This window comes from Leucobacter sp. NPDC015123, from assembly GCF_043080205.1.
GTDB lineage: Bacteria > Actinomycetota > Actinomycetes > Actinomycetales > Microbacteriaceae > Leucobacter > Leucobacter aridicollis_A.
Genome location: NZ_JBIBVH010000005.1, coordinates 1 through 21,199 on the forward strand (window position 1 = coordinate 1; position 21,199 = coordinate 21,199).

The window sequence follows — 21,199 nt, forward strand, 5'->3', positions numbered from 1 at the left end:
CTGACCCCGGTTGAGTTCGAAACTATAGTGAGAAGTGCGGTCGAGCTGGCTGCCTAGGAATGGAAACCCGGGTCAACTAAACCTTCAGCAGACCCCTGATCCAGGAACCGATCCGGGTACTGACCCTGGCACGGACCCAGGTACTGATCCGGGTACGGACCCTGGCACTGACCCGGGTACGGACCCTGGCACTGACCCGGGTACTGATCCGGGCACGGACCCCGGCACCGATCCTGGCTCTGACCCAGGTGTTGAGCCGGGTGTAGACCCTGGTGCGGAGCCTGGCGCTGACCCTGGTACCGATCCTGGAACTGATCCGGGTACGGACCCTGGCACCGATCCCGGCGCTGACCCGGGCGCCGATCCGGGTACTGATCCGGGCACGGAGCCGGGTACTGACCCGGGTACTGACCCTGGCACTGATCCGGGTACCGATCCGGGTGCTGATCCAGGAACCGATCCGGGTACTGACCCGGGCGCCGATCCGGGTACTGATCCAGGAACCGATCCGGGTACTGATCCTGGTACGGACCCCGGCACTGATCCTGGTACGGACCCCGGCACTGATCCTGGTACGGACCCCGGCACTGATCCTGGTACGGACCCCGGCACTGATCCTGGCACCGATCCCGGTGCTGATCCAGGAACCGACCCTGGTGCTGACCCAGGCGCGGATCCCGGTACTGATCCGGGTGCTGAGCCTGGTACGGACCCGGGCACGGACCCCGGCGCCGAGCCAGGCACTGATCCCGGTACTGATCCGGGTGCTGAGCCTGGTACGGACCCGGGTACTGATCCCGGCACCGATCCGGGTGCCGATCCTGGAGCTGACCCGGGCACCGATCCCGGCGAGGACCCGCGAGTAGACCCGGGCACTGAACCGGGTGCTGATCCTGGCACCGATCCGGGTACTGATCCAGGAACCGACCCGGGTACGGACCCCGGTACGGATCCGGGCACCGAGCCAGGCACTGATCCCGGTACTGATCCGGGTGCTGAGCCTGGTACGGACCCGGGTACTGATCCCGGCACCGACCCTGGTACGGATCCGGGTACTGATCCCGGCACCGATCCGGGTACCGACCCAGGTGCAGATCCCGCATCAGAGCCTGGCTCTGATCCTGCCGCTGACCCCAGCTCTGATCCCGGCAGCCAGCCGGGCGGCAAGCCAGGAGTGGGCTCGAAGGGTAACGGGAAGGGACACCCGCTGTCCGCGACAGGTGGAGTGGACCTTGGTGGCCTCGGCATCCTCACCGCCGCACTCCTCGTGGCGGGCGGCGCTCTGGTAGCTACTACCCGGGTGCGAGCCCGAGCACGAGCGACGCAGAGTGAGAGCTAAGCCATAGCGCAGCGCAGCGCGGCGATCCGGTGAGAAATACTGGGTCGCCGCGTTGCGCTTTTGCGCTACGGTGAATTCAGGCGGACTTTCAGAGAAGAAAGAGCGGGCAATTTGGCTACTTCAGATACTCCACGAGAACGCTCCTCGGGGGCTGTGAAAACAAGCTCGGGGAAGCGCGTCCCCAAAGCCGCTCGCGGCGTGGCTGCCGGCGCCATCGCGTTACTCGCGGTGCACATGTTTTTCACGGGGGTCTACAACACCCCATACACAGACCTCAAATATCAGGTGCTGCCGGGTGCTGCCGCGGATCAGTACGTGCGCCCCTACCTCGTTCAGGACTACAAGATCTTCGCCCCTGACCCGGTCGACACAGACAGACAGCTCTGGGTGCGCGCCTGGGTCGAAACCCCCGGCGGCGAGCGGACTCGTTCCGAATGGGTGAACGCGTCTGCTGTGGAGCTCGCCGAGCCCTACCGGCGCACGCTCCGCAAGCAGCTCTCCGTCGTCGGCGCGGAACGCCTGATGGCAACCTATCGGGCGCTGAGCGAGGAGCAGCAACAGGTTGCCTCCAAGAATCACCTCGACGGTGACGAACTCTACGGACTGCGAGACGCGCTGGTGGCTGCCGACGATTCGAACAGTGCAGAGGTGCGCGCGTTCATCCGAGCAACAAACTACACGGCCTCGTACGCGACCCAGGTTGCCCACGCGATGTGGGGTGACGCCGGCGACGTACAGGCCGTGCAGGTCCGGGCGGTGTACGACCCGGTGATTCGGTGGGCCGACCGTCATGATCCTGACGCAGAACGGCCTCCCGCCAAGTACACGGACCTTGGCTGGGTGCCAGCGATGGAGTGGCCAGGACAAGACCGTGAGGCCTTCGCTCGAAGCTTCCGGAGTTGGGCCGACAAGGCCGGTGTGGAAGCCGGGCTCGAGCCCGCGGGTGTGGTCGAAGAAGAGCAGGGGGAGTGATCATGGCACGTGCGATATCGAACACCTGGGATCGGCTCATGAACTGGTTCCTCGAAGCCAGGCACGCGACCTACGGTCTGGCGCTGCTGCGCATCGGGCTCGGCGCCTCAACGGTCGTGATCCTCGCCATGTATCTCCCGAACTTCTCATACACGTTCGGACATGGCTCGCAGTGGGGTTCGGCGATGTTCCGCGACTCGTCGGTACACTCCTACATCTGGCCCATCTCGGCGTTGTTCTCCCGAGCCGACCCCGACCCGCTGATCCTCGCCAAGATTCTCGTTCTCATGGCGGTCGCGGTGGCGTACACGCTGGGGTGGCGCATGCGGGTCGTGTCGCCGCTCTTTGTTGCGCTCTGGCTGGGGTTCACCACGCTCGACCCCGTGGTGACTAACACCGGGCACTATCAGACGTTCCGGCTCTTCATCATCTTCCTGCTGTTCGCCGACACTTCGTACCGCTGGTCGCTCGACGCGCGGCGGCGCGCGAAGCGTGTCGGTCGTCGGGGCCTCGATCCGCAGCGGTTGGGGGTTGGGAAGTGGCGGGTGCCGCAGTGGTTCCCAGTGCTGAGTAGCAACGTTGCGGTGGTGCTCATCGGCTACCAGCTCTGCGTCATCTACGTCACCAGCGCACTGTGGAAGCTGCAAGGCTCGACATGGGTGACGGGCGTCGCGTCGTACTATCCGCTGCAGGTCGAGGAGCTGACGCTCGTGCCGTGGCTGAATCACCTCGCCTGGCAGGTGACGCCGGCGGTGTTCATCGCGTCGTGGCTCAGTGTGTACGGCCAGCTGCTGTTCCCGGTATTGCTGCTCAACCGGTGGAGCCGCATCGTTGGCCTCGTGCTGGTGACGGGCATGCACGCGTCGATCGCGATTCTGCTCGCACTGCCCTGGTTCTCGCTGATGATGATTCTCGGTGACATGATCTTCGTCCGTGACCGCACCTGGCGGCGCCTCGCAGACTGGCTGAAAGCCAGGTTTGGGAAGTCGCCGCTGCACACCGCGCAGCGGGAGGCGGCAGAGCCTGAGCCGAAGCAGGCGGGGCTCGCCACACCCGCGGCGGCGGGCGCGCCGCCCGCGCCCGAACTCATCGCGAACTAGCGCGAGCGCGCAACGGCCGCGGACCACACCAGGTGGGCCGCGGCCGTTGCTGTGTGCCTGGGTAGACTCTGGCGACACGAGTTAGGAGTGTGTGACTTGAAAGTTCGGCGCGCCGAAGTCTATAGTTGTGACCGCCGATACTTAGCGGCGGTCGCGATTGAGGCCGCCGCGCGCCGACTCACCTGGAGGTCCCGTTGCCCAACACGTCCCACACTCATCACCGGCGCCGCGCGCCGCTTCTTGCGGCCACCGTCGCGGCCGCGGCGTTCCTCCTTGCCGGCTGCGCGAGCCCGGGCGCAGGCAGCCAGACCGGCGCCGGCGAAGGCGGGGCGCGCGGCAGCGGCGCCGACGACCGGCCCGTCGTGCTCACGACGTTCACCGTGCTCGCGGATATCGCCGAGAACGTCGCCGGCGGCCACCTGCGTGTCGAATCCATCACCAAGGTGGGCGCCGAGATTCACGGTTACGAGCCCACGCCGGGCGACATCCGCCGGGCGAGCGAGGCCGACCTCATCCTCGACAACGGGATGGGGCTTGAAGCCTGGTTCGAACAGTTCGTGAGCGGCCTCGACGTGCCGCACGCTGTGGTGAGCGACGGGATCGAACCGATCGACATCCGCGAGGACGCTTACAGCGGCATGCCGAATCCCCACGCGTGGATGAGCCCGCTCAACGTGCAGGTCTACGTCGACAACATGGCCGAGGCATTCGCGCGCATCGACCCAGAGAGCGCGGGGGCCTACGCGGCAAACGCCCAGGCGTACAAGGCCGAACTGCAGGAGGTGCAGGACGAGCTCGTGCTGTCCCTCGAAGCCCTGCCGAGACAGCAGCGGGCACTCGTCACCTGCGAGGGCGCCTTCTCGTACCTGGCCCGCGACGCGCGGCTCACCGAGAAATACATCTGGGCGGTGAACGCGGAACAGCAGGCGACGCCAAAGCAGATTGCCTCGGCGATCGAATTCGTGCGCGAGAACGATGTCCCCGCGGTCTTCTGCGAGTCGACGGTGTCAGACGCTCCGATGCGCCAGGTGGTGGAGGCGACCGATGCCGTGCTCGGCGACGTGCTGTACGTCGATTCGCTCTCGGAGGCGAACGGGCCCGTGCCGACCTATCTGGATCTCATCCGGCACGACGCCGACGCGATCGTCGCTGCGCTCTCGGGTGGAAAGCAGTGAGCGCCCCGGCGATCGTCGTCGACGACGTGACGGTGCACTACGGCGAGGTGCTCGCGCTTGACGGCGCATCGCTCACGCTCGAACGCGGCCGCGTCTGCGGGCTCGTCGGCATGAACGGCTCTGGCAAGTCGACACTGTTCAAGACAATCATGGGCATGGTCCGACCCGACCGCGGTTCGGTGCGGATCGATGGGCAGAGCCCAGCGCGGGTGCGCAAGACGGGCGCGGTCGGCTACGTGCCACAGAGCGAAGACGTGGATTGGGGCTTCCCACTCTCGGTGCGCGACGTCGTCATGACCGGCCGCTACGGCAAGATGGGGCTGACTCGCCGGCCGAAGGCAGTGGACCAGCGCGCCGTCGACCACGCCCTCGAACGCGTCGAGCTCACTGACTACGCCGATCGGCAGATCGGCCAGCTATCGGGCGGGCAGAAGAAGCGAACGTTCGTCGCGCGCGGGATCGCCCAGGGGGCGACGACCCTCCTGCTCGACGAGCCATTCGCCGGCGTCGACAAGCGCTCGGAGGCGACAATCACCCGGCTGCTGCGCGAGCTTGCTGGCGAGGGGGCGACGATACTCGTCTCGACGCACGATCTGCACGCGCTGCCGAGCCTCGCGGATGAGGCAATCCTGCTTATGCGCCGTGTGCTCATGCACGGCCCGCCCGACGACGTGTTGCGCCCTGAGAACCTCGCTCTCGCTTTCGGGCTCGACGTGCTCGACAGGAGTGCTGACCAGTGACCCTCATCGATCTTGTCCTCGAACCTTTGAGCTACGACTTCATGGTGCGCGCGCTTGCGACGACGCTCATCGCGGCGGTGGTGTGCGCGGTGCTGTCGTGTTGGCTGGTACTCATTGGATGGTCGCTGATGGGCGACGCCGTCTCGCACGCCGTGCTCCCCGGAGTCGTGCTCGCTTACATCGCTGGTGCGCCATTTGCGCTCGGGGCGGTGCTCTTCGGGTTCCTCGCGGTTGCACTCATTGGCGCGGTCAGGGATACGAGTCGGGTGAAGGAGGACGCGGCGATCGGGATCGTGTTTACCACGCTCTTCGCCCTTGGTCTCGTGCTCATCTCGGTGACGCCGTCGCAGACCGACCTCAACCACATCATCTTCGGCAACCTGCTCGGCGTCTCCGAGGGTGACCTGCTCCAGATTGTCGTGCTCGGCGCCATCACGCTCGTGGTGCTTGTCGCAAAGCGGCGCGACTTCACTCTGTTCGCGTTCGACCCGACCCACGCGCACGCGATCGGGCTGAACCCGCGGCTGCTCGGGGCCGCGCTGCTCGGGCTCCTCGCGCTCACCTCAGTCGTGGCCCTGCAAGCGGTCGGCGTGGTGCTCGTCGTCGCGATGCTCATCATTCCGGGTGCGACCGCGTACCTCCTTACCGATCGGTTCTCGCGGATGCTCGTGATCGCTCCGGCGATCTCCGCCGTTTGCGCGATCGCCGGGCTGTACTGCAGTTACTATCTCGACACAGCCTCTGGCGGCATGGTCGTTCTCGCGCAGGGCACCGTCTTCGCGTTCGTCTACCTGTTCAGCCCGCGGCACGGACTCATCGGCACGCGGCTGCTCGCCCGACGGCGGAGGCGGCGGGCTGCGGCGGGTCGGGCGGGCGAGCTCCAGGACGTTCGCTCGTAACGCACGCCTCGAGCCTGTCGGTGACGGGGCGCACGCGCAGGTCGTGGCGGCTCGCCGGCCCGACCTGCGCGGCGGGATTAGTCCGCGTCGGCCTCGGGCGCGACGGCAGGTTCGCCCTCGGCCTGCTTCGCGAGCTGTGCCCGCACGTCGTCCATATCGAGGCCGCGAACGGCATCGATGAGCTGGTCGAGCGTCGGCGCGGGCAACGCTCCGGCCTGCGCGAACACGTTGATACCGTCGCGGAACGCCATGATTGTCGGAATCGAGGTGATGCCGAACATGCCCGCGAGCTCCTGCTCGGCTTCGGTGTCGATCTTGCCGAATACGATGTCTGAGTTCGCCTCGGACGCGGTCTCGAAGACCGGGGCGAACGAGCGGCACGGCCCGCACCAGGCAGCCCAGAAATCAAGGAGAACGATCCCGTCCGTGCCGATGGTCTGCTCGAGGTTGTCTTTGGTGATTTCGACTGTAGTCATAGTGCTTGGCGGCGAGGAATCTCGCCGGTCCCCTCTCTGTTCCTTCCAGCGTACGCGGCGACCGGCCGCGCTGGGGAGCGGTGTTCTCGGACGGCTAAACCGTGCGCGCTCGGCCCCGCACAGGAGTATTCAAGCTCGGCCCGCGTACATTACTCAGCAACGCTGTCGAGTGCTCGGGCCGTCCCGCGGCTCGGTGAGTTCGTCGCGGCAATCGGCGGGGAAGGATAGGTCAGGTGGGTAGGGGCAGGAACGTTGCCGCAATGCGTCAGCGGAGTGAGCTCGCGTTGCGGGCGCTGCGCGCCTGGGGGCCGCGGCAGGTGTTCGTCGCGGCCGGGGTCGCCATCGGATTCGCCGTGCTTGTCGGGGTCGCGACTGTGCTGATCCCGAATCCGTGGTTTGCCCGGGAGATCGAGACAGTGTGGTGGAACTATCCGGTGTGGATCCTGACCGCGATCGGCGTCGGCCTGCTCACCGCGACCTACATGCGGCCAGCGGGGACTGGCGGGGTCACCGAGACCCCGACTGAGCGCAGGAGCACGCGCATGGGCCTCGCCGGCGGCGTACTCACCTGGTTCGCGGTCGGGTGCCCGGTGTGCAACAAGATCGCTCTTATCGCGCTTGGCTACTCTGGCGCGATCACCTGGTTCGCGCCGCTCCAACCGGTGCTGGCCGTCGCGGCGCTGCTCCTCACCGCGATCGCGCTCGTCTGGCGCCTGAGCGGTCAGGTCGCGTGCCCGATGCCGACGAAGCGGGAAGTGAGAGCGCGAGGCGCGGCCACGGAACTCGCCCGCTGACTCCCGCAGCAGCACGGCCTCGCAGTTCTCTGCACGTCCCGAACCGGGGGAGCCGCCAGATACGGCCGGACCACGGTTCTACTCGACCCCGAGGCCGCCCGACAGGCGCTCGTGCAGGGTGCGCGTCGCCGCGTTCATGCCGACAAGTTCGACCGTCGCGCCGCGCCGCGCGTACTTCGTGGTGATCGCGTCGAGCGCGGCGACCGAGGATGCGTCCCAAACGTGGGCCTCGCTCATATCAATGATGACGCGCGGCGGGTCACCCACGTAGTTGAACATCGTCGTGAGGTCGTTGCTGGACGCGAAGAACAGCTCTCCCGTGACACGGTAGGTAACGGACTCGTCGCCGGGTTCACGCTCGACAGCGACGACGTGCGCGACGCGGCGGACGAACAGTACCGCTGCGACGACGACCCCGGCGATCACGCCGATCGCGAGGTTGTGCGTTGCGAGGACGACAGCTACTGTCGCCACCATCACGAAGGTCTCACTCTTTGGAAGCCTGCGGAGCGTGCTCGGGGCGATCGAGTGCCAATCGAACGCGGCAACGGACACCATGATCATCACCGCGACGAGCGCAGCCATCGGGATGAGGGAGACGAGGTCGCCGAGCACGAGGATCAGGATCAGCAGGAACGCGCCCGCGAGGAAGGTAGAGACGCGGGTGCGGGCACCAGACACCTTCACGTTGATCATGGTCTGCCCGACGACCGCGCAGCCGCCCATCCCGCCAAACATCCCGGCGAGCAGGTTCGCGACGCCCTGCGCCCAGGTCTCGCGCGTCTTGTTTGAGGGGGTGTCGGTGATGTCATCGACGAGCTTCGCCGTGAGGAGCGACTCCATAAGCCCAACGAGCGCCATGCCGAGCGCGAAAGGACCGATGATGCTGAGCGTCTCCCATGTCAGGGGAACGTGCGGGAAGAAGAACTCGGGGAGGCTATCGGGCAGGTCGCCTTTGTCACCGACCGTTGGTACGTTGATCGCGAGAACGGCGGCCGCGGCGGTGATGATGATCACCGATACGAGTGGTGCAGGGACCGCCTTCGTGATCTTCGGCATGAGCACCATGATGACGATTCCCGCGGCCACGAGCGGGTACACGGCCCAGGGAACTCCGATGAGCTCGGGAAGCTGCGCGCCGAACACGAGCAGCGCGAGCGCATTCACGAAGCCAACCATGACGCTACGTGGGATGAACCGCATGAGCTTCGCGACTCCGAGGGCTGCGAGCCCAATCTGCAAAATGCCCGCAAGCAGAACAGTGGCGATGAAATAGTCAAACCCGTGGTCGCGCATCACCGGGGCGATCACGAGGGCGACTGCTCCCGTCGCGGCGGTGATCATGGCGGGCCTGCCGCCAAGAAACGCGATCGAGACCGCCATGACAAAGGAGGAGAACAGACCGACCTTTGGGTCGACGCCGGCAATGACCGAGAAAGCGATTGCCTCAGGGATCAGCGCGAGCGCGACAACTAGGCCGGCGAGGGCCTCGCGGAGGAGTAGGCGGGGCGAGCGCAGCGCCTGCAGTGTCGTCGGAGAGGCGATGGGTTGTGCGGCGGGCATAGCTATCGGGTCCTCTCAAGACACAGTGCAACGGTCTGTGAAGCGGAAGCCGCCACAGCGACGCCTCCAGTTACGGTCGTTGGTTCTGAACTGCCCACTCGTCAGCGAGGAGCGCGTACAGGACACCGTCGATCCATCCAAGATCGCGGTGCAGCGACTCGCGAACTGAGTACGACTCACGGCGCATTCCAACGCGCTCCATGAGGCGCCATGACGGCGCGTTGTCTGCGAAGGCCCCAGCCTCGACGCGGCGCAGCCCGAGCTGCGTAAAGCAGACTTCGATCACCGCACGAACGGCCTCAGTGGCGAACCCCTGACCGGCGACATCGGGGGAGAACGTCCAGCCAAGCTCGGCCTGCACGCCCGTCGCTTGGTCGCGCACCTCACGCTGGCCCCAGCCGTCTCCGGTGGCGAGCATGACGTCGCCGATAATCCGTCCGTCGAGCTCGACGACGAGGCAGTTGAGGTATTTCTCCGGGTATGTCGCAATCCAGTCTGCGTGGTCGACAGGATGCCACCCTAGCCACTTGCCGACCTCAGGGAGCTGCCTGTGTGCCCAGAGAGCTTCGGCGTCTGAGAGCTCGGCAGGCCGCAGCGATAAGCGCTCAGTCTGTAGCGGCCAGTCGAGGCTTCGGAACGCAGGCTGAGGTGCGGAATCGTCTGACACGAATGTAAGTGTAGCGGTTTGAACTTTTCCTGCTTCCTCCGTATCCGCCCAGGAAGCACGGCATGTACGGCACTTCGCATGGTTGGCCGGATAGTGTGAGCGAAGCGATCGGCAACCGCCCGTGGCTTGACCAGAGTGGCTTCCCGGCAACTCGCAACCGAATGGGTACTGATCTTGACGATGACCGTTACCCCCACGCTCGAGGGCCTCGGCCCGCTCCGCTACACGAGAGCGCGAGCGGAGGACTTCCCACCTGTCGCGAAGGCATACACGACGCTCTCGCAGATCGCGCGGGAGTCAGGCCTCTTTGCGCGTACCCCCTGGTTTTATGCGCTTGTAGGAGTTGCAATTCTGGTCGGTCTCGTCGCGACGACCGCCGGATCGATCCTGCTTAGAGACTCCTGGTTCCAGTTGCTGATGGCTGCGGCCTATGCCCTGCTCTTCACCCAGGTCGCATTTCTGACTCACGAGGCAGCTCACAGGCAGATCCTCTCGAGCGGGCCCTCCAACGACAGGCTTGCGCGCGTTCTCGCAGCGAGCATCGGCATGAGTTATGCGTGGTGGGACTCCAAGCACACACGGCATCACGCCAACCCGAACCGGGTGGGCAAGGACCCAGACATCGAGATCGACACGATCTCGTTCATTGAAGAAGACGCGGTGAAGGCGCGCGGATTCATTCGGTTTCTGACCCAACGCCAGGGCTGGCTGTTCTTCCCGCTGCTCACGCTCGAAGGGCTGAACCTGCACCGTCACTCCATCGTCTACCTGCTGCAGCGAGGGCCCGTGAAGGGTCGGTGGATTGAGCTTTCAATCATCGTCGCCCGCTTCGCATTGATCCTCGTGCCAGTGTTTATGTTTCTGCCCATCGGGATGGCATTCGCGTTCATCGGCGTGCAGCTCGCAGTGTTCGGCGTCTACATGGGTGCGTCGTTCGCTCCGAATCACAAAGGCATGCCTGTCATCGCTCACGACGCGAAGCTCGATTTCTTCTCGAAGCAGGTGCGCACGTCGCGGAACATTCGCGGTGGCTGGTGGGCGACCTCACTCATGGGGGGCTTGAACTACCAGGTCGAGCACCACCTGTTCCCGAGTATGGCGCGACCGAATCTCTCAAAGGTACGCGTGCTTGTGCGGGAGCACTGCGAGAAGCTTGGCGTTCCCTACACCGAAACCTCGTTGCTCCGCTCCTACGCGATCGTGATTCAGTACTTGAACCGCGTCGGACTTGCCGCGCGTGACCCATTCGAGTGCCCGATTACGGCGACCTACCGGAAAGCCTGACCAGGTAAGCCTCCCGCACTACACTCGGGAGCATGCAACCCTCACTCGGAGCAGCGGTCGTCGGCTCAGGGCCGAACGGCCTGGCAGCCGCGGTGACGCTTGCGCGTGCAGGGATCCCCGTTACGCTCTTCGAAGCAATGGAGAGCCTGGGTGGAGGCGCCCGAACGCTTTCACACGTCACCCCTGGAGTTGTGCACGACGTGTGCTCGGCGATCCACCCAATGGCGCTCGCAACCGGTTTCTTCCGAGAGTTCGAGCTGACCAGACGGATGAACTTCGTTGTACCCGACGCCTCCTACGCGCATCCCCTAGACGGCACTGCTGGGAGTACCGCCGCCGTCGCATACCGTGACATCGAGCGCACGGCGAGCGAGCTTGGCCGCGACGGCGCCGCATACGCGCGGCTCTACAAGCCCCTCCTTGAACGCCTCGACGGTGTGCTTGACGTTGCTCTTGGCGGGCCTGTGCTTCGGTGGCCAAGCGATCTCCTCGCTGCTGCTGCGTTTGGCGTGCGAACGCTTGAACAGGGCACCCCGCTCTGGGACTTGCGGTTCCGCGAAGAGCACGCCCCGGCGCTTGTCACTGGAGTCGCAGCGCACAGTATTGGCAGATTGCCCGCGCTCACACACGCGGGCGTAGCGTTCGTGCTCGGTGCGCTCGGTCACGCTTCGGGCTGGCCGGTGCCCGTCGGAGGCTCGCAGGCCATCACCGACGCGCTCGCCGCAGATTTCTTGATGCACGGTGGCCGTATTGAACTCGGCAGGCGGATCGCACATCTCGACGAGCTGGCAGGCTTCGAAGTCAAACTTTTCGACACGTCAGCTCGAGGGCTGGTGGAGATCGCCGGTGACGCGTTGCCGAGTGGGTATCGGAAGCGATTGATGGGGTTCAGGTACGGCAACGCCGCAGCCAAACTTGACCTTGTGCTTGACGGCCCGATCCCGTGGCGCGACGCGCGCGTCGAACAGGCGCCGACCGTGCACCTCGGCGGCACTCGGGCTGAGATCGTCGCCGCCGAAGCGGAGGTCGCGCGCGGACGCCACGCCGCACGTCCATACGTGCTCGTTGCGCAGCCGGCGGGCTGTGATCCCGGGCGGAATCCCGGTGGCGTGCACGCGGTGACGACCTACACCCACGTGCCAAGTGGCTCAACTGCCGACGTGACCGAGACAGTGCTGTCGCAACTCGAGCGCTTTGCGCCGGGGGTGCGTGATCGTGTCTCAGCGGTTCGGATGACGACTGCCGCGGAACTCGGGCGCGAGAACCGAAACTACGTCGGTGGTGACTTTAGTGCGGGGCAGGTGTCACTCCGTCAGCTTGTCGCGCGGCCTGTCCTTGGCAGTGAGCCATGGCGTACGCCAACGAAGGGCGTGTACCTGTGCTCGTCATCGACGGCGCCGGGACCTGGCGTACACGGCCTCGCTGGCTGGTATGCGGCGAAGTCGGCGCTGCTCCGTGAGTATGGACTCGATGTGCCATCGCTCGCTTTCGGCGGCTAGACATTCCAGATGCTCACGCGTGACGATCGCAGCACGTTGAAGCAACCGGCAGCCGTGGCCGTTGACAGCTAGCCTTCATGCGGGCCCGTGGCAGTTACGGCCGGAACGTCGAGGGGGAATGGTGTGGTGTGTGGAGAGTCGCAATATTTGGGGGAAGCGATGGGGGGAAGCCCACTCCCCACACACCAGACCTATCTCACCTGATACCACATTGGGGGAAGGTACCGTCATCATTGATGTGGGTGAGAAGTCCTACAGTGAGAATCACCGGGACTAATGAAACAGTACTTGAGTTCCGGCGGCTTCGGGAGTGCTTTGAGTGATATTGGGTGTCGAAAACCGACTCTTAAGTAGTGAAATCACTCCGCACAGCTGTCAATTATGAGTATTTAGGTGCAAATCTCACGCGAATAGGGGTAACGGCCCTCAGTCGTTAGCCGTACCCGCCGCCGCAATAGCGGATGACGGGAGTGCAGTACTCAGCTCTCGCCGGGATGACAGGCCGAGCTTCTTCATCGATCGGGCGATGTGGTTCTCAACGGTGCGGATGCTGAGGGTGAGTCGATCAGCAATCTCGCGATTGCTGAGCGTGGCAGTAAGCGGCGCTATCTCGAGCTCCCGGGGTGTGAGCGACTCCACCGCCGGCCGCCGTTCCGGGCGCGGACCTTGCGGCAGCGGCTCCTTGAACATGTGGAAGGCCTGTCTCGCCTCCGCGACGGCCTCCACATAGTCAGGGTCGATAGGTGCGCCGTTGTCTCGATGCGATTGTTCGATATCGTCGAGAAAGTCCGCCGCAGTGGCAATCTCAGACAGTGTCGTGAGGCGGGAGATGAAAAGAAAGATCTGGGGATCCTGTCTGAGCGCGGCTCTGGCGAACGTTGACAACCGGGTCGACCAGGCGTACGCAGGGAGCGCGGCGAGCTCGTCGAGGAAATCTAACGCGGCGTCGTTCGGGTTGAGCTGAAACGCGAACCTTGCCATCGACCAGCTGGCGTCGACGAATGACCGGTCGTAGCAGGCACGTGCCTCGGCGAGAAACGCCTCGCTGGCTGTGCGTGGCCCATCTTCAAAGAGCACCTCGAGCGCGTCGCCAAATTCAGGTCGCATCCCGGGCATCGGGCCGCGCAGCTCTGGGTAGGTGCGACTCTCTTTCAGGAGGGACTGAGCGATGTCGGTGCGACCGTCGCGATAGTGCAAAAACGCAGACCATCGCAGCATCGCCGCGTACAGCACCGCGAAGCGAAGATCGAGACTGCCAACCGAAAGTGCCTGGCTGAGCGTCGACCGCGCATCAGAGAGCCTGCCGAGGCCGAGGAGAATCTGTGACCTGACGTATGAGTCGACAAGAAACGGCACTGGATCGTCGCCAGGGAGCAAGCTGATCGGATCGGCGAGCAGGCGCTCGAGAGAGTCGTCCACCGCGCTGTGTCGAACGACTGTCATGAGGTGTGTCTGCTCCGCGATGAGTCGCTGCAGCGGAATCCTTGCCGGGGTGTCGGGTGCCTCAGCCATGGGGAAAATGCGGCCGGCCGACGCGTCGACATACTCAGCGATGGTCTGGCTGAACCCAACGGGGTCGACGCCGGGGTTGGCGAGCCACGTTTGAACACGTTCGGTGAGGCCGTCATTCGAGAATTCGGTGTACATGTCGAAAGCGTCAAGCGCCGCTGCGAAGTCTGCGTGACGCGCGCGAAGGGCAGAAGTGTGGCGCGAGCTCGAGCGGTGCCCGGGGGTGGCTAACGCCTGTTCGTGCAGTGCGAGCTGGAGCATCTCGACGGCGTTCTCGGAGGAATCGGGGGTGTGTTCGATGACCTCTGCTGCGGTGCCAGGGTAGCCCCCCGCCTGGACCAGCGCGTCGAGGTACGAGATTGCATGCGGCGGATTGGGGAGTCGTCGCCAGTCTTGGGCTGCAACCGCGAGCCGCTGTTCTGCTTCTTCACGAATGTAACGCGCGAGCCCCGCGTTGTGGGTCTCTTGCGCCGTCGTGTGTGGTGTGCGGGCTCCTGTGTGCTTGCCGGTCGCTGAAGGCGGCGATTGGCCTCCCGGCGGGAGCTGCGAGAGTTCCTCCAAGAGGTCTGATGCCGAAAGGTGCAGCACATCAGCCCGCCGCTGTCTAAAAAAATCGGTGATGAGCGCGGGGCGCGGCGAGATCCGTGACTCGCCCTGTGGGTCCCGGAACATCGTCACAAGTCCGCGGTGGGTGAGCATGATGGCTGAAGCGGGGTCGTAAGCGTGCACGCGTTCTGCGGGGAGACTGCCCGCGAGCGCCAAAGCGTGGAGCAGTCTGAATGCCTCGTCAGAGAGCTCAGCGATCACTCGCTCGACGCTTTCCTCGAGGTGAACGCTCCACAAGCGGCTCTGTGGTGAGGACCACTTTTCAGCCCCTGGGTCGATGAGGTTTGCCGCATGAGAGGCGCGAATAATGTCAGCAGCAATCCCGGTGATGCCAGATGACATTGAGAAGATCTCGGAAATAATCTCGGGGCTGACAGCTGACCCGAGAATGCTCTCAGCAAGCACCCCGACCTGCTCAAAACTGAGCGAATGTAGCTCTACTCGGGCGTCTGCCCTGATAAGACGAGATGCAGTGCGTTGCTCAGTGCTCAGCTGTCTGAAGGGCGCTGACGCTAGCACCCCCGCGACGGCGCCACGATTCATGAGTGGGGCGATTGCTTGCGTGGAGGCCAGGTCGAGCCACTCAGCGTCGTCGAGGAGAAGCACGGAATTTGTCGTGCGAGTGAGCTCTGCAGTAAGGGACGCAGTGACCTCAACCGGTGAGCTGGTCTGGTGGAACCGATCTGATGAGAACCACGACTCCCTGAGCGCGCCGTACTTCACAGAGGCGAGCGCCGGGTCTGCTGCGATACGCAGAACGTTGAAACCGAGCGCGCCCAGGGAAGCCTCGAGGTCGTTGAGTAGCGACGTCTTGCCAAGCTCCTGCCCGCCGACGAGCCGAACGGTCTCTCTGGCGCGTACATGGGCGAGTAGCGTGTCAAGTTCTTTGGCGCGCAAAGTCCGGCCCCTTTCTTTAGGCCAGGCGTCGCAGCCTGGTGATGCTGGAGCCCGAACCTAAGTTGCGATTGTGATGCAATTCTACCGCGCGCGTATGATCATGAATTTCGCTTGCTTGGATAATTCAAGCCGCGTGTGGGGCTATTAGTGCTTGGTGGCCCGGTCGGTTATGTGAAGATCGAGTCTGAAATCAACTACCCCAGTGGGAAAGAGGAGATTTCCGGCTCGGGTCGCGGCTGTACGCACAACTTCCGCAACCTGTGCTGCCTGTCCTTCAGGTGTGTGCACGATGATCTCGTCGTGCAGGAAGAATGCGAGGTGGGGGCGCCGTGAAAACACCGTGCCGGAGCCCTTGGCCGATTCGGACTCGGCGCACTCTGGGAACTCGGAGAGTTGCTTCCGGATCTCAGCGAGCCACGCGAGCGCCCACTCGGCGGCAGTGCCCTGAACGACGAAGTTTCGCGTGAATCTGCCGCGCTCGCGAGCGCTCCGCCTGGCGAGGTCCTCATCCTTACGAGTTGCTCCGGGAGCGCTTGCACGTGACTGAGCCTCATGCCATTCCGCGTCGGCTTCCGGCGACGACCGCCCGAGCCAAGTGGTGACGATTCCACCTCGCTCTCCAAGCTCTGCGGCACGGTCGACGAGGCCCATTGCTTGAGGAAAAACCCGCCTGAGCTGCGGCACGAGTCTGCCGCTGTCGCCCGACGTCGCCCCATACATTGCCCCGAGCATTGCCAGCTTTGCGTCGTCACGGTTCTCGATGGAGCTCGTTGCGACGATGCCGGCGTACAGGTCGGTATCGCGCCCAGCCGCCGCCATGCCGGTGTCTTGTGACATCGCGGCGAGCACGCGCGGCTCGAGCTGCGATACGTCTGCAATAACGAGTTTCCAGCCGGGATCTGCGCGCAGCGCTGGGCGCAACGCGCGGGGCAGCTGGAGAGCTCCTCCGCCGTTGGATGCCCACCGGCCCGTGACAACGCCTCCGGGGACATAGACGGGGCGGTACCGACCACACTGCACCCATTCGTCGAGCCACGCCCAGCCGTTGGCAGTCAAGAGTCGCGACAGCTTCTTGTACTCAAGCAGTGGTTCGAGTGCTGGGTGGCTGTGCTCCGCCAGCTCCCACTGAGATGTTGAGGATGTGTCCACTCCGGCTGCGCGCAGAGCGCGGAGCAATTTGGGTGGCGAATCCAGTGATAGAAGGGGATCGTCGAGTGCCTCGCGAACTCGTGCTGCTGCCGCGGCGAGCAACGCAGGCTTCTCTGCGTAGCTTGCGGGTCGGGGACCGAGGGCAGCGGTGAGGATTCTGTCGTGCTCTGCCGCATCCCACGGGATGCCAGCCTCCGCGAGTTCCGCCGCGATGAGCGAGCCCGCAGATTCTGCTGCCAGTAACAACGAGAGCCTGCCCGGGTGACTCGATTCGGTAACTGCAGTTCGCTGTCTGGAATACTCGGCAAGGACCTCTGCAAGCGTGGCCAGTTGACCGTGCCCACCTTGCGCGACGTCAAGGTCGAAGAGTGCTGGGCCTGAGGCGGCCGGGGCCGGGGGTTCGGATTCCAGGTCGACGTGCCACTGCCGCGCGGCGAGGAGCGGCGAGCGATCGCGCACATAGCGAGAATTGCGGAGGATCTGGTGGCACAGCCGGAGGTCGTGGCAGCGTGCAATGCTGATGCCTGCGGCGAGGAGCCGAGGATAGATTGCCGCTGCGCTCTGCCAGATCCAGCGCGGGGAGTGGGCGAGCTCGAGCTCTCGGATGAAGCCGGGAAGCTCACTGGCGGCGACTTCAACGAGTCCCGACTCGGTCCCGTCATCGTGGTGCAAGAGTGCTTCAAAATCGCCCTGCCTCGTGCGGCCAAGGGCGCACCAGCGCACAGCAGTGGCGGAGCTATTCGAACGCATGTTCTAACGTTAGTGGGTTCCGGTGGGTGTCGTGAGTCGACCCTGACAGTGACCGTTTTGCAATCGTGCCGGACCCGCTGCAGGGTTAGCGCATCGACAACGCAAAAGTTAAGGATTTATCACGAAACTTGCGTCAGCCGTGTTTTGGGCGGGCGTGCGGTATGGTTGCACGTATCGGCGCCTTCTTTCCGATCGCTTCGCCTCAGTGTCTCACAGCCGCTGGTGTGTTTCCCCGGGCTGTCCCGCTGATAAGTTCAATCCGCGCCTCGGCGCGACCATTATGAGCCGCCCCGGCGGCTCCGCATCACAAAGGAATGCTCTTATGGCAACCGGCACCGTCAAGTGGTTTAACAGTGAAAAGGGCTACGGGTTCATTGCACCCGACGATGGCTCGGCAGATCTCTTCGCGCACTTCAGCGCTATTGAGGGCACCGGCCGTCGTGACCTGGAAGAGAACCAGCAGGTCGAGTTCGACACCGAGGATGGCGCTCGCGGCCCGCAGGCCGTGAACATCCGCAAGCTGTCCTAAGCGACGTCTTCATGGGGGTGTCATCCGCGTTGCTCGCGGGTGGCGCCCCTTTTGCGTCTCCGCGGGGTTCGGTCTGAGCGATCCGGCGTCGACGCAGCAATTGCACGGCTCCCTCTGAAAGAATACCCACTATGGGTATCCGTACTGCTGTTCTCACGCTCCTCGCAGGCGCGCTCCTGCTCACCGGCTGCACTGCTGCCGCCGAGCCCGAGACGGAGGCTCCGGCCGCCGCTCTCGAACAGGTTGCCGCGCTTGGCCTCGCCACCAACGATGCACAGGCAATCGTGGAGGGCCTCGACAGGTTGCCTGTCGATAAGCGGCCGAGCCCCGACGCTCTCATTGCGTCAGTCCGTCCGACCGAGCTCGTCCTGCAGCCGGGAGACGTGACCCTCCCGCTGGAGGACGCAGGGTTCTACCTGTCGATCGCGCCGTACGTGAACCAAACGCACCCGTGCGACTTCCACAGCCTGACGACGTGCCTCGGCGAGTTGCAGAACACCCCTATCGAACTCACTGTCACCGACGCGCAGACGGGCGAGGTCGTGGTGAGTGAGATCACGGCAACCGCAGACAACGGCTTTGTCGGCGTCTGGTTGCCCCGTCACGGCGAATTCGATGTTCGCGTCGTCGGCGAGCAGGGGGTAGCCGAACAACGCGTGACGACAGGCGACACCGATCCGACCTGCCTGACCACAATGCAGCTACACGCCTAGTCCACCGAACAACGAAACGACTCCCCGGGGTATACCCCGGGGAGTCGTTGTGTGTTCGATGGCTATGAGAGCCGAGACGCTGCAGCCCGGTCGAGGACGTACACCACGTTCGGGTGCCGCTGCGCGACGCTCGCGGGCATCGCCTCGGTGACTGGCCCCTCGATCGCCGCGGCGACCGCCGCGGCCTTGGCCTCGCCAACAGCGAGGATCACGAGCTTGCGGGCCTCCATGATCGTGCCGAGTCCCTGCGTGATGGCCTCCGTGGGAACATCCGCCGCGCTGTCAAAGAAGCGCGCGTTGTCCTCGATCGTCTCGGCGCTGAGCGCCACGCGCCGTGTCCGCGAATCGAGCGCCGATCCTGGTTCGTTAAAGCCAAGATGGCCGTTCCGACCGATCCCGAGGATCTGCACGTCAACGCCGCCAGCCGCCGCGATCGCCTGCTCGTAGTCCGCCGCAGCTGCCTCCGTTGCCTCAGCGGACGGCACGAAGACCTGCTCCGGGGTGAGCCCGACAGGTATAACGACCTCGTTTGAGATAACCGAGTGGTAGCTCTCGGGGTGCGCCGGAGCGATGCCGGCGTACTCGTCGAGAGCAAACCCGCGTACCGCCGAGAGGTCCGTACCGCGCTCGCGTGCGAGCTCGGCCCAGGCCGCGTAGAGCGACAGCGGTGACGAGCCGGTTGCGAGACCGATCACAGCGTCAGCCCTCGTCTCTATCGCCTCGAGTACCTGCTCCGCTGCGAAGCGACCGAGTAAGACCGCGTCATCGAATACGCGTACCTCCACCGGGGCGAGCCTCAGTGTCCCTGTGCTGCGAGGCGCTCCTGCGCCTCGACGATCAGTCGCTCAGCCTCTGCCGCGGAGCCCCAGGCGTCAACCTTGACCCACTTGCCCTCTTCGAGATCCTTGTAGCGCTCGAAGAAGTGCGCGATCTCCTTGCGGGTGTACTCAGGGATGTCGTCGACGTCCTGAATGTGTGCCCAGCGCGGATCCTTGTACTGCACAGCGATGACCTTGTCGTCGCCACCCGCCTCATCGCTCATCTTCAGCACGCCGACGGGGCGAACCTTGACGCCAACACCGGGAAATACTGGGTAGTCGAGCAGCACGAGTACGTCGAGCGGATCGTTGTCCTCGCCGAGGGTCTCCTCAAAGAACCCATAGTCGGCGGGGTATACGAAGTTCGTGTAGAGCACACGGTCGAGGTAGACGCGCCCGGTCTCATGATCGATCTCGTACTTGTTGCGGCTTCCCTTGGGGATCTCGATGACGGCATCAAATGCGGCGGTCATGCGCGCTCCTTCGTGCTTGTGGTCGACACGTGTCGACCTGGTTGCGAATTATTGCCGAAGCTAAGGCTACCCGATGAGATGCTCGGGTAGCGTGGAGCCGTGGAGCATCCGAGGTTTATGCAGATTCGGCGGGCCGTGCGCCCCACCCTTGCTGCGCTCGGGGGCGTCGGGAAAGATGACGCGCTCGCACTCGTCGGGCTGTCTGGCGGGGCCGACTCGCTCGCGCTCGCTGCGGCAGTCGCCGCGGAGGCCGGTCAAGCCGGAGTGCGCGCTGGCGCGGTCATTGTCGATCATGCACTCCAATCAGGATCGAAGCGCGTCGCGGACAGCGCTGCAGCGCAGGCACGCGGGCTCGGGCTCGCGCCGGTGGTGATTCGGCGGGTTGAAGTCGCGGCAGCGGGTGGGCCAGAGGCCGCCGCCCGCGACGCGCGGTATGGCGCGTTCGTGACTGTGGCCGCGGAGCTCGGCGCCGCAGCGGTACTGACTGCCCACACTCGAGATGACCAAGCCGAGCAGGTGTTGCTCGCGTTGGCGCGCGGTTCAGGAACGAGGAGCGTTGCTGGCATTCCGAGCAGTCGTCCGCTTTCCGACGGCGTGGACCTGCTGCGGCCGCTGCTCGGTGAGACCTGGAAGATCACGCGTGCCACCACCGAAGCCGCGTGCGCCGAGCTGGGGCTCACGCCGTGGAATGACCCGCACAACCTTGACGCCTCGTATGCGCGAGTGCGCGTCCGCGAGACAGCGCTGCCGACGCTCGCCCGCGAGCTCGGGCCCGGCGTCGTCGCGGGGCTCGCACGAAGCGCAGACCTCGCCCGCGAGGATGCCGACGCGCTTGACGATTGGGCGGGCAGGGTCGTCGCGGCACTGTTGCCGACCGTACGGCCCCTGCCCGAGGGTGGGGAAGCAGCGCAGCGGCGGGCGGCGGAGGGCCCCGCACACCCTGGGCCCGCCCCCGAACGACAGGTCATCGACGCCGGGGGAGTGAGCGTGCTAGAGGGCCTCCCTGCCGCGGTTCGGCAGCGGGCGATTCACCAAATGGCGAGGGAGTACTTCGGGGCGGCCCTGACGCGCGAGCACACGTTGAGCATCGCTGCACTCATCACACATTGGAAGGGGCAGGGCCCTGTGTTCGTTCCCGGAATCAGGGTCACCCGGGTTGCAGGTGAACTGGTGTGCGACCCACAGAGCGGCTCGCCTCGAGACACGCACAGCATGCTCGCAGAAAGCTGATCGGACACTGCTTCTGA

General features: G+C 64.9%; 19 protein-coding genes. 12 read left to right on the forward strand and 7 right to left on the reverse strand.

Annotation, left to right across the window (positions count from 1 at the left end; genetic code table 11):
* Nucleotides 1-34 precede the first annotated feature (34 nt).
* The 6 genes from ACF07D_RS10660 to ACF07D_RS10685 all read left to right on the forward strand — a co-directional run bounded on the left by ACF07D_RS10660 (nucleotide 35) and on the right by ACF07D_RS10685 (nucleotide 6,225).
* Nucleotides 35-1,339: a hypothetical protein gene (locus ACF07D_RS10660; protein WP_391504896.1), complete on the forward strand. Its 1,305-nt coding sequence runs from the start codon at nucleotides 35-37 to the stop codon at nucleotides 1,337-1,339.
* Between the two features lie 153 nt (nucleotides 1,340-1,492).
* Nucleotides 1,493-2,311 (forward strand): DUF5819 family protein, encoded by an 819-nt coding sequence (locus ACF07D_RS10665; protein ID WP_391504897.1) that lies wholly within the window; start codon nucleotides 1,493-1,495, stop codon nucleotides 2,309-2,311.
* A 2-nt stretch (nucleotides 2,312-2,313) separates the two neighbouring features.
* Entirely contained in the window at nucleotides 2,314-3,411 is a 1,098-nt protein-coding gene (locus ACF07D_RS10670) for an HTTM domain-containing protein (RefSeq protein WP_119284832.1), read from the forward strand.
* A gap of 194 nt (nucleotides 3,412-3,605) precedes the next feature.
* Nucleotides 3,606-4,586 (forward strand): metal ABC transporter substrate-binding protein, encoded by a 981-nt coding sequence (locus ACF07D_RS10675; RefSeq protein WP_391504898.1) that lies wholly within the window; start codon nucleotides 3,606-3,608, stop codon nucleotides 4,584-4,586.
* Complete coding sequence (locus tag ACF07D_RS10680; protein ID WP_255808301.1) at nucleotides 4,583-5,326, forward strand: metal ABC transporter ATP-binding protein; 744 nt, start codon at nucleotides 4,583-4,585, stop codon at nucleotides 5,324-5,326. The genes ACF07D_RS10675 and ACF07D_RS10680 overlap by 4 nt, the downstream gene beginning before the upstream one ends.
* 5 nt (nucleotides 5,327-5,331) lie before the next feature.
* Complete coding sequence (locus ACF07D_RS10685) at nucleotides 5,332-6,225, forward strand: metal ABC transporter permease (RefSeq protein WP_391505057.1); 894 nt, start codon at nucleotides 5,332-5,334, stop codon at nucleotides 6,223-6,225.
* A 77-nt stretch (nucleotides 6,226-6,302) separates the two neighbouring features.
* Here ACF07D_RS10685 and trxA read toward each other — a convergent pair whose 3' ends face one another.
* Entirely contained in the window at nucleotides 6,303-6,701 is a 399-nt protein-coding gene (gene trxA, locus ACF07D_RS10690; RefSeq protein WP_391504899.1) for a thioredoxin, read from the reverse strand.
* 233 nt (nucleotides 6,702-6,934) lie between these two features.
* Between trxA and ACF07D_RS10695 the strand changes: the two genes are divergently transcribed.
* The gene (locus ACF07D_RS10695) at nucleotides 6,935-7,495 is read left to right on the forward strand and encodes a hypothetical protein (protein WP_391504900.1); all 561 of its coding nucleotides are present in this window, start codon (nucleotides 6,935-6,937) and stop codon (nucleotides 7,493-7,495) included.
* A gap of 78 nt (nucleotides 7,496-7,573) precedes the next feature.
* On the opposite strand, the gene ACF07D_RS10700 is transcribed toward ACF07D_RS10695, so the two are convergent.
* Both ACF07D_RS10700 and ACF07D_RS10705 read right to left on the reverse strand, forming a co-directional pair.
* Nucleotides 7,574-9,058 carry a SulP family inorganic anion transporter gene (locus ACF07D_RS10700; protein ID WP_391504901.1) on the reverse strand — a complete coding sequence of 495 codons (1,485 nt, stop codon included), beginning with the start codon at nucleotides 9,056-9,058 and terminating at the stop codon, nucleotides 7,574-7,576.
* Nucleotides 9,059-9,128: 70 nt separating this feature from the next.
* On the reverse strand, nucleotides 9,129-9,725 hold the full coding sequence (locus ACF07D_RS10705; protein WP_391504902.1) for a GNAT family N-acetyltransferase: 597 nt from the start codon (nucleotides 9,723-9,725) through the stop codon (nucleotides 9,129-9,131).
* A gap of 180 nt (nucleotides 9,726-9,905) precedes the next feature.
* Between ACF07D_RS10705 and ACF07D_RS10710 the strand changes: the two genes are divergently transcribed.
* The gene (locus ACF07D_RS10710) at nucleotides 9,906-11,009 is read left to right on the forward strand and encodes a fatty acid desaturase family protein (RefSeq protein WP_391504903.1); all 1,104 of its coding nucleotides are present in this window, start codon (nucleotides 9,906-9,908) and stop codon (nucleotides 11,007-11,009) included.
* A 32-nt stretch (nucleotides 11,010-11,041) separates the two neighbouring features.
* The gene (locus tag ACF07D_RS10715; protein WP_391504904.1) at nucleotides 11,042-12,508 is read left to right on the forward strand and encodes a phytoene desaturase family protein; all 1,467 of its coding nucleotides are present in this window, start codon (nucleotides 11,042-11,044) and stop codon (nucleotides 12,506-12,508) included.
* A gap of 426 nt (nucleotides 12,509-12,934) precedes the next feature.
* Here the strand turns inward: ACF07D_RS10715 and ACF07D_RS10720 are convergent, their stop codons facing one another.
* Entirely contained in the window at nucleotides 12,935-15,520 is a 2,586-nt protein-coding gene (locus ACF07D_RS10720; protein WP_119284823.1) for a LuxR family transcriptional regulator, read from the reverse strand.
* 144 nt (nucleotides 15,521-15,664) lie between these two features.
* Entirely contained in the window at nucleotides 15,665-17,419 is a 1,755-nt protein-coding gene (locus ACF07D_RS10725) for a bifunctional 3'-5' exonuclease/DNA polymerase (protein WP_119284822.1), read from the reverse strand.
* A gap of 322 nt (nucleotides 17,420-17,741) precedes the next feature.
* Between ACF07D_RS10725 and ACF07D_RS10730 the strand changes: the two genes are divergently transcribed.
* Both ACF07D_RS10730 and ACF07D_RS10735 read left to right on the forward strand, forming a co-directional pair.
* Nucleotides 17,742-17,948: a cold-shock protein gene (locus tag ACF07D_RS10730; RefSeq protein WP_119284821.1), complete on the forward strand. Its 207-nt coding sequence runs from the start codon at nucleotides 17,742-17,744 to the stop codon at nucleotides 17,946-17,948.
* A 131-nt stretch (nucleotides 17,949-18,079) separates the two neighbouring features.
* Nucleotides 18,080-18,661: a CueP family metal-binding protein gene (locus ACF07D_RS10735; RefSeq protein WP_119284820.1), complete on the forward strand. Its 582-nt coding sequence runs from the start codon at nucleotides 18,080-18,082 to the stop codon at nucleotides 18,659-18,661.
* A 62-nt stretch (nucleotides 18,662-18,723) separates the two neighbouring features.
* Here the strand turns inward: ACF07D_RS10735 and ACF07D_RS10740 are convergent, their stop codons facing one another.
* On the reverse strand, nucleotides 18,724-19,446 hold the full coding sequence (locus ACF07D_RS10740; protein WP_255808295.1) for a glucosamine-6-phosphate deaminase: 723 nt from the start codon (nucleotides 19,444-19,446) through the stop codon (nucleotides 18,724-18,726).
* An 11-nt stretch (nucleotides 19,447-19,457) separates the two neighbouring features.
* Entirely contained in the window at nucleotides 19,458-19,952 is a 495-nt protein-coding gene (locus ACF07D_RS10745) for an inorganic diphosphatase (protein ID WP_119284818.1), read from the reverse strand.
* A 117-nt stretch (nucleotides 19,953-20,069) separates the two neighbouring features.
* Between ACF07D_RS10745 and tilS the strand changes: the two genes are divergently transcribed.
* Nucleotides 20,070-21,182, forward strand: coding sequence for a tRNA lysidine(34) synthetase TilS (gene tilS / locus ACF07D_RS10750; RefSeq protein WP_391505058.1), 1,113 nt, complete (start codon nucleotides 20,070-20,072; stop codon nucleotides 21,180-21,182).
* Nucleotides 21,183-21,199 lie beyond the last annotated feature (17 nt).